The organism is Sorangium sp. So ce124 (assembly GCF_051525235.1).
Taxonomy (GTDB): Bacteria; Myxococcota_A; Polyangia; order Polyangiales; family Polyangiaceae; genus Sorangium; species Sorangium atrum.
The window spans coordinates 6,027,679-6,043,053 of the sequence record NZ_CP150312.1 but is presented as its reverse complement, the minus strand read 5'-3'; the positions used below and the strand labels follow the sequence as shown (position 1 = coordinate 6,043,053).

At 72.7% G+C, this 15,375-nt stretch carries 14 protein-coding genes; 8 read left to right on the top strand and 6 right to left on the bottom strand.

Going from position 1 to position 15,375, the window contains the following annotated elements:
- Positions 1-23: 23 nt before the first annotated feature.
- Entirely contained in the window at positions 24-2,222 is a 2,199-nt protein-coding gene (locus WMF19_RS22610) for an ATP-binding protein (RefSeq protein ID WP_437900971.1), read from the top strand.
- Between the two features lie 19 nt (positions 2,223-2,241).
- Here WMF19_RS22610 and WMF19_RS22605 read toward each other — a convergent pair whose 3' ends face one another.
- The 4 genes from WMF19_RS22605 to WMF19_RS22590 form a co-directional block, all read right to left on the bottom strand.
- Positions 2,242-3,459: a phosphodiester glycosidase family protein gene (locus WMF19_RS22605; RefSeq protein WP_437900970.1), complete on the bottom strand. Its 1,218-nt coding sequence runs from the start codon at positions 3,457-3,459 to the stop codon at positions 2,242-2,244.
- Positions 3,460-3,594: 135 nt separating this feature from the next.
- Positions 3,595-4,083: a hypothetical protein gene (locus WMF19_RS22600; protein WP_437900969.1), complete on the bottom strand. Its 489-nt coding sequence runs from the start codon at positions 4,081-4,083 to the stop codon at positions 3,595-3,597.
- On the bottom strand, positions 4,080-4,586 hold the full coding sequence (locus tag WMF19_RS22595) for a hypothetical protein (protein WP_012236567.1): 507 nt from the start codon (positions 4,584-4,586) through the stop codon (positions 4,080-4,082). The genes WMF19_RS22600 and WMF19_RS22595 overlap by 4 nt, the downstream gene beginning before the upstream one ends.
- 244 nt (positions 4,587-4,830) lie before the next feature.
- Entirely contained in the window at positions 4,831-5,613 is a 783-nt protein-coding gene (locus WMF19_RS22590; protein ID WP_437900968.1) for a hypothetical protein, read from the bottom strand.
- A gap of 136 nt (positions 5,614-5,749) precedes the next feature.
- Here WMF19_RS22590 and mutY point away from each other — a divergent pair, with 136 nt between their 5' ends.
- Positions 5,750-7,066 (top strand): A/G-specific adenine glycosylase, encoded by a 1,317-nt coding sequence (mutY, locus tag WMF19_RS22585; RefSeq protein ID WP_437900967.1) that lies wholly within the window; start codon positions 5,750-5,752, stop codon positions 7,064-7,066.
- 381 nt (positions 7,067-7,447) lie between these two features.
- Positions 7,448-7,603: a hypothetical protein gene (locus tag WMF19_RS22580; protein WP_020736650.1), complete on the top strand. Its 156-nt coding sequence runs from the start codon at positions 7,448-7,450 to the stop codon at positions 7,601-7,603.
- Positions 7,604-7,672: 69 nt separating this feature from the next.
- Here the strand turns inward: WMF19_RS22580 and WMF19_RS22575 are convergent, their stop codons facing one another.
- On the bottom strand, positions 7,673-8,233 hold the full coding sequence (locus tag WMF19_RS22575) for a hypothetical protein (RefSeq protein WP_437900965.1): 561 nt from the start codon (positions 8,231-8,233) through the stop codon (positions 7,673-7,675).
- 191 nt (positions 8,234-8,424) lie between these two features.
- Between WMF19_RS22575 and WMF19_RS22570 the strand changes: the two genes are divergently transcribed.
- From WMF19_RS22570 to WMF19_RS22560, 3 genes are read left to right on the top strand one after another with little or no spacing between them, the layout of a single operon-like run.
- Positions 8,425-9,102 (top strand): hypothetical protein, encoded by a 678-nt coding sequence (locus tag WMF19_RS22570; RefSeq protein ID WP_437901659.1) that lies wholly within the window; start codon positions 8,425-8,427, stop codon positions 9,100-9,102.
- On the top strand, positions 9,099-9,509 hold the full coding sequence (locus WMF19_RS22565) for a hypothetical protein (protein WP_437330613.1): 411 nt from the start codon (positions 9,099-9,101) through the stop codon (positions 9,507-9,509). Before WMF19_RS22570 ends, WMF19_RS22565 begins: the two co-directional genes overlap by 4 nt.
- 50 nt (positions 9,510-9,559) lie before the next feature.
- Entirely contained in the window at positions 9,560-10,540 is a 981-nt protein-coding gene (locus tag WMF19_RS22560; RefSeq protein WP_437900964.1) for a hypothetical protein, read from the top strand.
- Positions 10,541-10,577: 37 nt separating this feature from the next.
- On the opposite strand, the gene WMF19_RS22555 is transcribed toward WMF19_RS22560, so the two are convergent.
- Entirely contained in the window at positions 10,578-12,068 is a 1,491-nt protein-coding gene (locus tag WMF19_RS22555; RefSeq protein WP_437900962.1) for a sulfatase, read from the bottom strand.
- A 77-nt stretch (positions 12,069-12,145) separates the two neighbouring features.
- On the opposite strand from WMF19_RS22555, the gene WMF19_RS22550 reads away from it, so the two are divergent.
- Together WMF19_RS22550 and WMF19_RS22545 are read left to right on the top strand one after the other, a co-directional pair.
- A complete protein-coding gene (locus tag WMF19_RS22550; RefSeq protein ID WP_437330610.1) occupies positions 12,146-13,243 on the top strand; it encodes a hypothetical protein in 1,098 nt (365 codons plus the stop codon).
- A 25-nt stretch (positions 13,244-13,268) separates the two neighbouring features.
- Positions 13,269-15,362, top strand: coding sequence for a hypothetical protein (locus WMF19_RS22545; RefSeq protein WP_437900961.1), 2,094 nt, complete (start codon positions 13,269-13,271; stop codon positions 15,360-15,362).
- Positions 15,363-15,375: the final 13 nt, after the last annotated feature.

The following is a 15,375-nucleotide window of genomic DNA, read 5'->3' as shown; positions in this document are numbered from 1 at the left end:
GCATGGGGGCTCCGCGGCTTCACGTGCCACACGACGATCTCGATCCCGAGGGACGGGCCTACGCCGGCGCAGCGCCGGGCGGCCTCGCCGAGGTCCATCCGGCCGAGGGCCGGCAGGCCGAGGCCCGGCTGGCCGCGCACCTCGCGACGACGAGCGCGCTGTGCGGGGCGGCCTCGCTCGCGGAGGCTGCTCCGCGCGTGCTCGCCGCGCTGATCGACCACCTCGGCTGGGACGTCGCCGCGCTCTGGCTCGCGGAGCCGGAGCCGAGCGCCGCGGGCGACGCGCCGCGATCCGCGGCGAGGGCGGGCGCGCTCCGCTGCGTCGAGGCCCGGTCGGCGGCGCACGTCGATCGCGAGGCGCTCGCGGAGGTGCTCCGCCTCGGGCCGACCCTCGCCGCCGAGTCGGATCTCGTCGGCGAGGCCTTCCGGCGCGGCTCGCCGGTGTTCCGCGCCAGCGCGGGCGTCGTCGACGTCGGCGAGCATGCCGCGCGCGCGCCGGACTGGGAGCGCGCGGCGTGCGCCGTCCCGATCCCGTGCGGCCCCCGCGTCGCCGGGGTGATCGAGCTGAGGAGCCGCACCCCGCACCGCGGCGACGAGCAGCTGCTCCGCGTCCTCGCGTCCGTGGGCAGCCAGATCGGGCAGAGCATCGAGCGGTGGCGCGCCGAGCGGGAGGGCGCGCGCGCCGCGGGCGAGCTCCGCGCGCTATTCCACGCGATCCCCGATCTCTGCTTCCGCCTCGACGCCGAGCTGCAGATCGTCGACTTCAACCAGCCGCGGCTCTCCGAGCTCCACGTCGCGGCGGAGGCGCTGTCGGGCAAGCGCATGGCCGAGGTGCTCCCGCTGGATCTCGGGGAGCGGCTCGAGCGGGCGAGCCAGGAGGCCCACGAGGCGGGCGCCGTCGTCGCGCTCGAGCACGCCGTCGCGAGCGCCGGCGGAGAGCGGCACGTCGAGGCGCGGGTGATGCCGTTCCTCGAGGGGCACGTCCTCGTCCTCGTCCGCGACATCACCGAGCGGCGCCGCACCGAGGAGGCGCTCCGGCAGCGCGAGGAGCGCTCGCGCGAGTCGCAGAAGATGGAGGCGCTCGGGCGGCTCGCCGGCGGCATCGCGCACGACTTCAACAACATGCTCATGGTGATGCTCGGCTACGGCGAGCTCCTCATCCGCCGCCTCGGGCCCGACAGCGCGCTGCGGCGCGACGCCCTCCAGGTCACGAAGGCCGGGGAGCGCGCCGCGGCGCTCACGCGGCAGCTCCTCGCGATGAGCCGCCGCAAGGCGCTGCAGCGCGAGGCGCTCGACATCAACGCGGTGGTGCTCGACATGCAGACGATGCTGCAGCGCCTCATCGGCGAGGACATCGATCTGCAGACGAACGTCGACCGGGATCTCGGCTCGATCAAGGTCGACAAGAGCCAGCTGGAGCAGGTCATCCTGAACCTCGTCGTGAACGCGCGCGACGCGATGCCGAGGGGCGGCAAGCTCGTCGTCGAGACCTCCCTGGGCGAGCCAGGCGAGAGCCCGGCGGCGAGGTCCTTCGCGCCGGCGGAGCGGGACGACGACGACGCGCCCGCCGCGGGGGGCCCTCCCTACGTGGTGCTCTCGGTGACCGACAGCGGCAACGGGATGGATCACGACACGCTCTCGCACCTGTTCGAGCCGTTCTTCACGACGAAGGCGCGAGGCAAGGGCACGGGGCTGGGCCTCGCCACGGTGTACGGGATCGTGAGCCAGAGCGGCGGGCTCATCGAGGTCGAGAGCGAGCCCGGGCGCGGCACGACGTTCCGCGTCTACTTCCCGCGCGTCGAGGAGCGCGCCGAGGTGGCGCCCGCCCGCGCGCGGCCGTCGCCGGCGGGCGGCGACGAGACGGTGCTCGTCGTCGAGGACGACGACGCCGTCCGCAAGCTCATCGTCGATGTGCTCGAGCGGCGCGGCTACGGCGTGCTCTCGGCCGCGAGCGGTGAGGAAGCGCTGGCGGTGCTCGCGCGGGAGGGAGAAGACGCCGTGGACCTCCTGCTCACCGATCTCGTGATGCCGGGCATGAACGGCCGCGAGCTCGCCGAGCGCGCCGTCGCGATCCACCCGCGCGCCCGCGTGCTGTACATCTCCGGCTACGCCGAGGACGTCCTCGCGGGCGCCGAGCCCGATCGCGAGCTCGCGCTGCTGCAGAAGCCGTTCACCCCCGAGACGCTCGCGCAGCGCCTGCGCGACCTGCTCGATCGCCGCTAGTCGCGGCGAGGGCCGGTGGTCACCGCCCGCCGCGATCGAGGACGTCGCTCTCGGGCGCCGGATCGGCGATCCCGAGCGGCGCCGGCGGCCGACGGCGTCGCAGGTAGAAGAAGTCGCGCTGCGCCGGCTCCGCGACGTACTCCTCGGGCTTGAACTGCACGTCCGGGATCAGCGCCGAGCTGGCGCGCGGCCCCGCGCCGTCCGCGCCGCGGGCGTACAGGAGGAAGCGCGGGTAGGCGTGGTTGACGTCGAGCTCCGCCACGTCGTGCGCGCCCGCGGCCTTCATCCCGCGGGCGAGGCTGCGGGCCGTGACGGCCTCGCCGAGCCCGTAGAAGAGCAGCTTGCCCGTCGCGTCGACGCCGAGCGCCGAGCGCCGGATCACCGTCTCGCCGCTCACCGTCGCACCCCAGTCCCGGTTCGAATCGTACAGCGCGTGGTGGAGCTCGCCCTGCTCGACCAGGCAAGGCGGCGTCTGCCGGTACGCGGCCATGCGGGCCTCGCCGTCGCGCAGCTCGGGCCAGGTCCGGATCCGCACCGCGCCGCTGCGGTAGAGCGCGATCGTGCACGCCCTGTCGCGCGGCGGCAGGAACGTGTCGCCGTCGAGCATCATCCCGTAGTGGCCGTGCATCGCCTTGAAGCCCCCGTTGAAGGCGGCGACGAGCTCCGCGGCGTGGCCTCCTGGCACGAGCCCAGGGCGCCGCTCTGCCGGGATGTCCGGCGAGAACGGCTCCTTGGTGCCCGCGACGAGCCGGAGGTCGACGCGCCCGAGATCGATCGCCACCACCGCGATGGCCGCGAACACGCGCTTCGGGTCGGGGTGCACGACGCTCTTCCAGAGCACCTGAGCTTCGCCGGGCCGGGCGGCGCTGTCGGCGATCGGCGTCCAGACGCCATCACCGGTGGCCGCGACCTCGGGGAAGGGCGGCTGGAACGAGGCGGGCGACGTGACCGGCTCCGCCTCCGGGCCCTCGGCGCTCTTCACGGCCTCCGCGGCGACGGCGGCGGGCGGGGGCTCCCAGAAGGTCTTCGGCGCCGCGTGGCGGTAGATGGCTCGGTTCAGCCGATCGGCGACGCCGTAGGCCACGTCCTCGGCCCACGCGACAGGCGCAGGACCGACCACGGCGCGCACGCCGTCGGCGAGGGCCGGGCCGAAGCCGCGGACCTCGTGGATGCCGTACCAGAGCGCCTCGACGGCGATCGCGCAGATCGCCGCGCAGCGTAGCGCGCGCTCGGGCAAGCCAGCGCGGGATCGCCGCCTGCGCAGGGACCCGCTCGCAGGAGGGGGCGAAGGGTTGTCCAAGGCGATACCGAGGCTACCCGATCGCGCGGGCAGCCCCAAGTTTCGGGCTTCGAGCGAGCGCCGCGGCGCTCGTTACGGCTGCCCGTGCGCCATCGTGCGAGGGCCGTCCTTGAACAGGATCTCGATCTTGCCCCGATCGATGACCTTCGCGACCACGCCGTCGCCGAACTTGCTGTGGTGGATCAGCTCGCCCTCGCCGAAGGTCAGCGTGACGCGGTACGGCTTGAACGCGCCGGACGGCTGCCCCGCGATGGCGCGCTCCCACGCGAGCGTCTGATCGCGCTCGGCGCGCTGAGCGGCCGTGAGGCGCTCCACGCCGCCGCGCGGCGAGCTCGACGCCGCCCGCGGCTCGCTGCTGCTCCGAGCGGAGGCGCGGGCCGCCGCGCGGCTCTCCCGTTCGCTCTTCGGCTGGCGGTAGAGGTGGTGCGACATGCAGGTCTTGCACTCGACCTTCTTCACCACGTCGCCGACCATCGCGATGATCCGATGGGTAAGATCGAGGCGGCACTTGGTGCACCAGGCGTCGACTTCGCCGCCTGTCCTAAGCTTTTTCGTCGTCACTTCTCCTCACGGCGCCGGTCTCGCCCGGTCTCTTTGCTTCGGTCTTTGACGTTCACCTGAGCGGTGACCTCCGGCTTCGGCAACCCGGTCCTCGGCTCGTCCTGGCTGTCGTCTCGCTTCGCCGCTTCGTTGGGGATGAAGCGGATCTCGGTCTTGATCTCGAAGGAGAGCTTCGTCAGCACCTTCGTGATCTCGTCCGCAAACTGGGTGTGCTCGAGCACGTCCCGGATCTCCTTCGCGACGACCCGGTAGAGACCGTTCTTGGTCTCGTCGATCTGGGTATAGAGGTAGTGGAGGACCTCTTTGGGCAGCTTGAGGTCGCCCACGAAGTGCCGGAGGTTCTCGGGCCCCTCGCTGAGCTTGTCGATGCCGCTCTCGACGGCGCGCTCGACCACGCGCTTGAAGATCTCGGGGATAGCGCGCTCGAAGAGGCGTTTCTTCTCGCCTTCGCCTTCCACCTTGTCCCCTTCGTCCTCGCGGAGCGGCTCGGTGTCGTCGGCCATGGCTCGGGCTCCCCTAGCGGGACGGGGCGGCCACGTCAATGCAGGGGTGCGTGCAGGGTGCCGGCGTCGCGCCATGGTCCATGGATCTGCCGGATTTTGATGACGATGGGGAGCCTTTCGCGCGCGTCCGGCAGCCAGCAGAGCTCTTCCTTGCAGCTGTCGGCAGCGGACACTGCAGTGACCCGGACGGAAATCGTGACGCCGCGATGTCTGTGGCTCGGGCGATGGTCGAGAGGACACCAGCTCAGAGCTCCTCGTAGGTGTCCGTCTCGTTGTTCATTTCGTACGTCTCGTCCTCTCCCGCTTCGGTGCCGGCGTCGCCTTGGCGCGCTCGTTTGTAGGATTTCAGCATCCAGACCTCCGCTGCGAACCGGCCACTGCCGCGGCGGGCGCTGATCTCCACGGTGGCGTCGTCGTCCTCGAGCGGGCAGAAGGGCCGATCCGGCTGGACGATCGGCCATGCGTCCTCGGTGCCGTCGCTCGCGATCATCGCCCCGCGGCTGCTCCGCACGGCGACGTCCAGGTTGAGGACCCCCGGTCCGCCGACGGCGAATACCCGGTAACAGGCGCCCCGGACCGCCTGCAGCTTCTCCGTGACGATCGCGCCGCCTTCGGCCACCTGACCTTCGATCGGCTTCGGCGAGATCCGGCGCATGCCGTTCTCCGGGCCGCAGAGCAGCGACAGGCGCGTCACGTCCTTCAGCGGATCGCCGCTGATCCTGAAGTTCCCATAGCAGCGTACCCAGGGACCGCCGACGCGCACCGGGGGGACCGGCAGATCGAGATCCGCGCGCGTTCCGGCGTCGCCGTCGCCCTGTCCCGCGTCGGCGTCCGCGAGCTCGCCGGTCCCGATCGTGGCGGCAGGTTGAGGCGGCGCTGCCGAGAGCACGACCGCGGGGCCTGGCTTGCCCTCCCAGGGGCGCGGCTCGTCGCGGCACCCGGGCGCGACGAGCCCGAGGAACAGCGCGGCGCAGAGGCGCGCTGCCCGAGGGAGCAGCTGGGGTGGGCAGGGGCGCCGGGACGACACCGCGGTCGGCTCTTGCGCTAGAGTCCCGCGCGATGGAAGCGTTTTCTGAGCACCGCGAGCGGCAGCCGCGCAACCTCAGCGATCCGTGCGACCTCGGCGATCCGCGTCGAGAGCGCAGAGGCGGGGTCTTTCGCGCGTGAGCACGACGTCGCGGCCGCCCGCGCGCAAGCGCGTGGGCGCAGACCAGCAACAACCCGCGCGCAGCCGTGCGAGCGCAGACCAGCAACAACCCGCGCGCAGCCGTGCGAGCGCACGCGAGGATGATCAGGAGCGGCAGCGCTCTCTGCGTCGCCGTGCCTCGTCCCGCGAGCAGGGCGCGGGCGCCCCTCCGCCGGCAGCGCCGGACCCGGGCGAGCGCGACCGGGAGATCGCTGCCGCCCTCGAGGCCTGGTTCGGCCGCGTCGCGCGCGATCTGCCGTGGCGGAGGACGCGCGACCCCTACGCGATCTGGCTGAGCGAGGTGATGCTCCAGCAGACCCGGGTCGAGACGGTGATCCCGTACTACGAGCGCTTCCTCGCCCGCTACCCGACGGTCTTCGCCCTGGCTTCCGCCGAGATCGACGACGTGCTCTCGCTCTGGAGCGGCCTCGGTTACTACCGCCGCGCCCGCGTGCTCCACCTCGCCGCGCGCGAGGTCACCGCGCGCCACGACGGGGCGCTCCCTCGCGACGTCTCCGCGCTGCTCGCCCTGCCCGGCGTCGGCGCGTACACCGCGGGCGCGATCGCGAGCATCGCGTACGATCAGCCGGTGCCGCTCGTCGACGGCAACGTCGCCCGGGTGCTCTCCCGCATCGAGGGCATCGACGACGACATCCGCAGCGCCTCGGGCACGCGTAAGCTCTGGTCGACAGCCGAACGCCTCGTGCGGGGCGCGCCGAGCAGCGTCCATCCCGGACGCTTCAACCAGGCCTTGATGGAGCTCGGCGCCACCGTATGCACGCCCCGGAACCCCCGCTGCGATGCCTGCCCCGTCGACGGCGCGTGCGTCGCGCGCGCCACGGGGCGGCAGACGGATCTGCCGGTGATCGCCCCGAAACGCGACGTCCCGGCGGTCGCGATGGTCGCCGCCGTTGTGCGGTCGGGCGATCGCGTGCTCTTCGTCCGGCGCGCCGAGGGAGGTCTCTTCGGCGGACTCTGGGAGCCGCCCATGGTCGAGGCGCGCGCCCTCGCGGACGCCCGCGCGCTCCTGGAGCTGGTGGGCGTCGCGCGTGACGCGCCGCTCCGCGAGATCGGCCGCGTGCGCCACATCCTCACGCACCGGCGCCTCGACGTGACGGTGGCGCGCGCCGAGGTGGCGGCCCCCTGGCGCTTCCGGGCAAAGCTTGCCTCCCCCTACGAGAAGGCGGCGTGGCTCGATCCGGGCGCGCTGGATATCGGCGTTTCCAAGCTCGCGCGAAAGGTCCTGTCCGCGGCATCGGCGCCGGACGTCGGAACGGCGCGAAGACCGCGATGACCGCGCGCAGGCGGGCTGAACGCCTGCGCGCATCGGCCGTCGGCGAGGCCGGAGACGGCTCGAAATCGCGGTCTTGCGGCGCTCCGGGCGCGCCGCGCTCCGCTGCGGGCGGGGAGCGGCGCCGCTCGCGGCTGAGCCGCAGCGACGCAGCGGCGCGGGCCAGGGCGAAAGCCATATGTCGCCGTGGAACGCCGCGGGCTCCGGCGCTGCTGCGCCAGCGTTGTGGCATGGAAGGCGCTTGGTGAGATGACGGGCAGGCCCTCTAGCCTCGCGGCGCCGGCGGTGGCCGGAGCTCGACTCAAGCCTGGGAGCTCAAGCGACATGGATGCGCGACGACGGACCACAGAGACGCTGCCCACGGCGAGCGCACCTGTGCGATCCATGACGGTGATGGCGGACGACGGAGCGCTGTACGTGCTGCCGCTGTGCGAGCGGATCGTGCTCGATGTGCTGGCCTACGAGGACGAAGGCCTGCTGGCCTTCATCCGCATCGACGGAGAGGTGGTGGCGGAGCTGCCCGTGCTCGGTCAGGCGTGACCGGGCCAGACCTCGTCGCGCGCCGCGCGTGGCGGCGCGCCGCGACCTCGCGCCGTCGCGCGCTGCCCGTCAGCCCGCGTGCCGCCGCATCCGCTGGGTCACCGGTTGCTCGTCCTCTCCTTCGGCGTCTGGCTCGACGGACTCGACGTCCTCGTCTTCCAGGAGATAGGGCAGGTCGCCGTCGTCCTCGTCGTGCGACATCACGACGTCGCTGACGTCCTGGCCCCTCGTCGCGCCTTCCAGGAACTCCGCCCCGAGGTCGCTCGCGAGATCGGCGGCGGCGTCGGCGGCGTCGGGGTTCACCTCGAACTCGGTGCAGCCGGCGTCGTTCGGGTGGTGGTGGTAGCCGCGGACCTCGTCGTCGAGCGTCGGGATCACGTCGCTGATCTCGCTGCGCGGGTTCACCTTGCCCCGCAGCGGGGGCGCCGCCGCGGCGTCGAGCATGTCGACGAACGGCTCGTCCAGCTCGCCCGCGCCGGTCCACGCGGCTTCCTGGGCCGGGTCGCGCGGCCTTCCCGGTTCGCTGCGATCTTCTCGTTCTCGACGCCGCGTCGCGCTGGCGCGCGGCGCGCGCAGCGGCGACGGCTGTGCGGCGGTGCCTTGCCTGCCTCGGGTGCTTGAATTGCTCACGGTGGTCTCACCATGCAGGGTCCGGTCCGCAGGTGAAGCGGGCGGATACGCAGCGGTGGCGAGCACCGTGCCGGGGGCACGCGGCGCGCCGTCGCCGGGCGGCGATGCCGCCGCGAGGCTCGCGCGGCGTGCGGGCGGGACGCAATTGAGCGTGCCAGCGGGCGCTGCCTCGGGGTAGAAGGCTCGTGGCAATGCTGGAACTCCGGACCGGGCTTGCGCTGGTGGCGGTTCTGCTCGGGGCATCCTGGGGGCGCGCCGCCACGGCCCAGCCTGCCGCAGACCGCGGCGCCGAGGGGGCCGCGGCGTCGCTGTCCGGCGAGGATCGCGGCGGCGCCGAGCTCGATGCGTACCGCGCGCTCGCGCGGCCACCGGGGACGGCGGGGCGGGTCGTGTCGACCGTCGCGATGGGGAAGGGGATCCGCTTCAACAACCCCTACCGGCTGCAGACGCAGCTCGGCGATTCGGCGGAGTCGCTCTCGCTCACCGCGGGGTACCTCGATCTCGGGGTCGCGCTCGCGCTGGGGCCGGCCGACGGCGTCCAGCACGGCGGGGCGCTGCGCTTCTCGGTCGCCGTCGGCGGCGTCCCGCAGGAGTCGCTCACGCCGAGCTACTTCGTCGCTTACCGCGGCCTCACGCGCGTGCTCGGGTACGGGCGGCTCGGCGCGGCGATCCTGATCGAGCCCGACGTGAACGTCGGAGGCGAGCTCGCCCTGGGGCTCGGGTACTCCCTGCTCGCGGGCGTCGCGCTCTCGGGCGAGATCGTCGGGGATCTCTTCTATGGCGCCGCGACGTACGACGCGGCGTACACCGTCTACCCCGTCGTCTCGGCGCAGCTCGGGCTCATGATCGATCACGAGCTCCTTCCATGAGCTTGCCGGAGCGCGAGCGTCGAGGCGGGCGCCCACGGGCGAAGGAGATCGCCGGCGCGGCGGCGCTGCTGCTCTTCGTGGGCATCGCGCCGGTGGTCGGGGACATCGGCAGCTGCGGCCAGGCGCCGGAGGAGCTCGACCCCTACAAGTTCTTCGCCCTGAAGGCGCAGATCGACTGCGCCCGGTGCGACGAGTGCGGCCTGCGCACGCGCGCCTGCGACGCCGCCTGCGGCTTCGAGGTCGCGCCGGAGCTCCCGACCGGCTGCTATCCGCTGGTCCACGACGGCGAGGTGTGCCTGCACAAGCTCAAGTTCGCGAGCTGCGACGAGTACCGCGGCCACATGGCCGACGAAGGCGCGTCGACCCCGACGGAGTGCAATTTTTGCCCATTGGAAGAGGCGCCATGAGCGGGCGTGGCGCAGTCGCCTCCCGCCGACGCCTTGCGACTTCCGCTCGGATGTTCTCGTGCGCGGCGCTCGTCGCCGTCCTGTCCGGGTGCGCCTCGACGCCGGCGCTCCTGGCGGGCTACGACGACTACGCGGCGTACCGGGCGACGCGCGTGTCGAGGACCCTCGAGGGGCGGCTCGCGGCGGCGTCGGCCTACCTGGAGCGCCATCCGCGCGGGGCCTTCGCCGACGAGGTGCGCGCCTACCTCACGCGCGCCGAGCCGATCTATTACGCAGCGAAGCGCAGGACGGCCGCGGGCCTCACCGCGTACCTCGCGACGCTGCCCAGGGGCGCGTTCCGCGATGAGGCGGCCCACCGGCTGCGCGAGCTCGTCCGCGAGCGCAACACAGGCGACGTCCTCTCGCGCGCCGCTCAGCAGACGGAGGCGCAGCTCGCGACGCAGCGGGCGGAGCGCGCGCGGATCGGCGAGGAGGTCACCGCGTGGCTGCGCCGGTTCCTGGACAGGCGAACCTGGGGGCGGCCCCTCGCAGAGGCGCCGGCGGAGGTGATCGTCCCGTTCAGCCTGGCGCTCCCGCCTCCCCGCTGCGCGCCCGCCGACGAGCGCGCGGGCCCGGGCGCGGCGGTCTGCGCGAAGCGGATCCCGCTCTGGTTCGTGGTGACGGCCGAGGGGGAGAGCGCGCCGCGGCAGGCGGAGATCGAGGTCGCCGTCCTCGAGGACGCGGCGGGCCGCCCGATCGAGGTCGCGATCCGCGGGCCCGCCCTCTTCACGCGCCTCGAGGAGGCGCGCTCGGCGCGCGAGGTCGCCCCGGACGACGCGATGGGCCGCATCGGAGGCATCGCCCTGGCGGTCGAGCTCGCGCGCAGCGCCTTCGCGGCGCGCGTCTCGAGCGATCCGTCGTGCGGCCGCCAGGCGGTGGCGCCCGTCGTGCTCCACCTCGAGTGCGAAGGCGCCCGCCTCGTGGCGCGCGCCGGGATCGAGGCGGGCGAGGACGACGTCGTGACGCTCACCGTCGCCCCGCCGGCGCGCTAGCGCTGCTGCTCTGCGGCGCGGCGCTCCGCTCCGCGCGCTAGCACCGCTTGTTGCTCTTCTTCCCCTTGAGCTTCGCCGTGTTCTTCGGGCACACGTCCTTGATGGCCGCGGAGCGCTCCTTGTAGAGCGCCTTCATCTCCTCGAAGACAGGCGCCTGCGCTCGCTTGAGATCCTTGGTCTCCCCCGGATCCGCGACGACGTCGAAGAGGTCGAACGCGTCGTCGTCGCCGTACGCGATGAGCTTGTACTGCCCGTGGATGAGCGCCCTGCGCCGGTCGTTGTCGCTCGTGCGCGGAAGATCGACGATGACGTCGCGCGGCTCCGGCGTCGCGCCGTGGAGCTCGGGCACCAGGCTCTTGCCCGGGAAGGACGGCTCTGCCGGGGCGCCGGTCAGCTCCAGGATCGTCGGCGCCAGGTCGATCGAGCTGCGAGGCACGTCGATCCGGCGCGGGGTGATCCCGGGCGCCTGGATCATCAGCGGCACGTGGGCGAGCACGTCCCATACCTCGAAGCCGTGGCGGAACATCTTGTGCTCGCCGAACGCCTCGCCGTGGTCCGCGGTCACGATGATCGCCGTGTCCTTGGCCCACGGCTGCTGCGCGACGAAGTCCAGCAGCTTGCCGACGTGCATGTCGGTGAACCTGACCTCCCCGTCGTACTTGTCGCGGGCCCGCTTGCCGAACTGCGGGATCCCCTCGTGCGTCATGTACACGTCGTGCGGATCGAGGAAGTGGAAGTACGCGAAGAAGGTGCCCGACGTGTTCGCCTTGTCGGAGAGCATCTTCATCGCGAGCTCGAGGTGCCCCGGGCTCGTGACGTTCCGGTCGGTGGTGTTGTCGGCCGAGAGCCCCGGCACGATCTCGTACACGTCGAAGCCCTGACGGAAGCCCGCCTTCTGGTCGAAGTAGAAGTGCGCGTGCGCGCTCATCGTCCGCACCCCGGCCTTCTGCAGGAGCTCCGGGAACATGAGGACGCTGTCGGGGTAGTTGCCGAAGAAGTAGCCGCTGCGATCGACCTCGCTCGGGTACCGGCCGGCGAGGAATCCGCCGACGCTCATCGAGGTGTACGACGAGATCGCGTAGTGGCGCGTGTAGCTGACCGCCTTCTTCTCGAACGCGGTGAGCGCGGGCGCGATGTCGCGCTCGTAGCCGTTCCACGGCATGTCCGCGCGCAGGCTGTCGATCGAGACCACGAGGACGTTCAACCTCTCGCGCTGACCTGCCGGCGGCGCCGCCGCGCCGTCCTTCCTGTCCGTCGCGGCGGCCGCCCCGGCGCCCTCTGCCGTGGCGGCCGGCGCCGCCGCGGAGGGCTCCTGCCGCGCCGCGGGCTCCGGCGTGCGCGCGGGCGGCGGCTGGCCGTCGCCGTCGCGAGAGCAGCCCGCTCCAGCGCTGGCGAGCGCGAGCGCGAGCGCCGCCGCGACGCGCCGGCGAACCAGGCGCGGGGGCGCCATGGGCGAGGGGGCCGGCGAGGAGGGCGCCCGAGGGCCTTCCGGTCCCCCGGCGCACATCAATGAAGCGAGCGTGTGCATGGCCGCCGTCTTACTCCGACTCGCGCCGCTCCGCCAAAACCGCACACCACGGACCAGTTCCGCTATGCTGTCGGGTCATGGCCCCGGTCCCTCGGAACCCTCCGCCGCTGCCGCCCTCGGGCCGATCGCAACCGGGGGGGAGGCCGGCGCCCGAGCCGCCGAGGCCGCTGCCGCCCGACGCGCCGCGGCGGGTCGGCGAGCACGTCAGCCAGGCGCTGAAGGACCACATCACCGAGATGGCGCTCGGCCTGCTCGAGGAGCAGATGCAGGCCCGCATCGTCCACTACCGCGCCGATCTCGAGACCAACCCCGAGCTCGACGCCGTCACCGCGCAGGTCGTCGCCCAGCTGAAGGTGATCCAGGCGTCGGCGGGCGCCGCGGATCGCGGGGCGAAGAACCGCGACGCGATCCGCGACGCGCACGAGAAGACGCTCTGCGCCCTGCTCGAGCGGGTCATCCGCGAGGACGGCATCTCGCTGCTCGTCGAGCGGCGGCTCAAGAAGATCCACAGGAACCTCGCCCGCCTGTTCTTCCAGTCCGAGCTCCACGAGAAGACGCGCGGCCGCGACGGCGCGCCGAAGGTGATCCACCACGGCGAGCAGGCGCTCTTCTACGTGCTGACCCGCTACAAGAACCGGATCGAGGCCGAGCTCGACGGCTTCGAGTTCGCGTCCGAGGACGCGCGGGAGCAGTCGTTCGAGCTGCTCGCGAAGCTCACGAAGGACATGCAGGACGCCTTCCTCTCGCGCCGATCCAGCGAGCTCAGGCGCATCGTCTCGGTGGTGCACGCCGTGCTCGTCGACTTCTTCAGCGTGCAGCTCGCCCAGAGCCTCGGCGAGATCTCCGCGCGGGTCGTGCAGGACGCGCGGACGTTCGAGGGCAGGGCGTACGCGTACAAGCTGACGAGCGAGGCGTTCCCCCGCTTCCGCAGCGCGTTCGAGCGCCACCTCATGGTGATGCTCGTCGGTTTCGCCGAGGACGAGCTGGTCGCCCAGCTCGCGGACACGGCGGGCGCCGAGCGCGACGAGACGATCCTCTTCATCACCGATCCCCACCTCTTCAGCATGATCTGCGGCGAGGTCTGCGAGGGGCTCTACGAGTTCCTCTGCAACGAGGGCTTTCTCGACCTGCCGCCCGACTGGCGCCGCGCCTCGACGGCGCCCTCCGACAGCTGACTCAAGCGAAAACCCAGGGACATTCATGAGACGGTACGACGTCGCGAGCGCGGGCTCCGGCCTGCTCCTCGCTCTCACGCTGCTCGCCGGCTGCGCGCGCGGCCCCGATGTGGACGCCTCGGGGCTCGCGCTGCGGCGCGTGGTCATCTACAGGAACGGCGTCGCTTATTTCGAGCGCCGGGGGCTCATCGACGCCGATCAGGTGACCTTCCGGGTCCGCAAGGAGAAGGTCGGCGATTTCCTCGCGACGCTCGCGGTCATCGAGGCCGGCGGCAGCAGCGTCCGGAGCGCGTCGTTCCCGGTCGAGGTCGACGACGGATCCGGCGAAGACGAGGCGCCGGATGAGCTCGGGCCCGATGTGACGCCGACGCCGCCGCCGAAGGCCAAGGGCGCGGCGGCGGGGGAGAAGAAGCGCGACGACGAGCACGAGAAGGTGAAGCTCACCCTCGACGGGCGGGAGCACGATCTCGTTGTCGGCTACGTGGCGGAGACGCCCGTGTGGAGGCCGTCGTACCGGCTCGTGATGGGCGCGGGCGGGGCGCAGGGCGCAGCGCCGCGCGCGGACGCGAAGCAGGCGCACCTCCAGGCGTGGGGCATCGTGCAGAACCTCTCGGGCGAGGACTGGAAGGGGGTGAAGCTGTCGCTCGTGGCGGGCGCGCCGCTCGCGTTCCAGGCGACGCTCGATCAGGCGGCGATCCCGCCGCGCCCCGTCGTCAGCGACCAGGGCGAGGTGATCGCGTCCGTGCCGACGAGCGAGACGACGCTGGCCACCGAGGCCGCGCCGCCGCCACCGCCGCCCGTCGCGCCTGCGCCCGCGGCGCCGGGCGACGACGGGGAGGGGTACGCGTTCGCCGATGAGGCCGAGCTCGAAATGGAGAAGGGCGGCGGCAAGCTGCGGTCCGCGAGGCGGAGCGCGGTTGCCACGGTACCCGCCGCGAAGCCGATGCCGAGGCTAGCCGACCGCGAAGAGGCGCGCGCCGGCGGGCAACACGCGGGGCCGCAGTTGAAGCGGTCAGCGCCGGCGGCGGCGCAGGCGCCGCCGCCCATGGCGATGAACCCCTCTCCGCCGCGCAACATGAGCGCCCTCGCCGCGGTCGCGATGGAGGCGGGCACGACCCGCTACGACATCCCGTTCCCTGTCGACATCCCCGACAAGAGCGCGACGATGGTCCTGCTGCTGGCCAGGCAGGTCCCGGGCGAGTCGATCTTCCTGTTCGCGCCCGACGGCGGCGTGCCCGCGTCGAGCTCACACCCGTTCCGGGTGGCGCGCTTCACGAACGACACGAAGGGGCTCCTCGAGCGCGGCCCCATCGCCGTCTTCGAGAACGGCGCGTTCCTCGGCCAGGGCATGGTCGAGCCGCTGCCGCCGGGGGCCACGACGACGGTGCCGTTCGCGCTGGAGCGGGGCCTCGCCGTCGACACGACGCGCGAGGAGAGCGCGGAGGGCGCGCGCATCGCGAAGATCGAGGCCGGCGCGCTCGAGATCGAGCGCGACTGGGTCACGCACACGAAGTACGCCGTCCGCAACGGCGGCGACCTCGCCGCGAGGACGCTCGTGAAGCACCCCCGCTTGCACGGGACGCGCCTGCACGCGCCCCCGAAGGGCACGGAGGACAACGTCGGAACGGGCAGCGCCCTCGTGCCGGTCGACGTGCCGCGCCGGGGGACGGCCGTGCTCGACGTGGACGAGCGGCGGCTCTTCCGGCAGCAGATCGACTGGCTCGACCAGCTCGCCGACGACGCGGTGCAAGGCTACCTGAAGGACCCGCGCGCCGACGCGGCCGTGGCCAAGCAGCTCGGTCAGGCCTGGGACATCCGGGGCAAGCTCCGCCCGGCGATCGACGAGCGTGACAGGATCCTCGCCGAGCAGCAGCGCCTCGAGCAGCAGAGCCACGAGCTCCGCCAGAACCTCAGGGCCATCGAGAAGAACAAGACCGCCGACGAGCTCCGCCGCGACCTCACGGATCGGCTCGCGAAGGCGTCGGCGCGCCTCGACGAGATCACGAAGCGCGTCATCGTCCTCGAGATGCAGATCAACGAGCAGCAGATCCGCTTCCGCGATCTCACGAACGAGATCAAGCTCCTCGCCCCGCTGGCCCCCGTGCGCGCGGCTCCCTGAGCGCTGCTCTCCC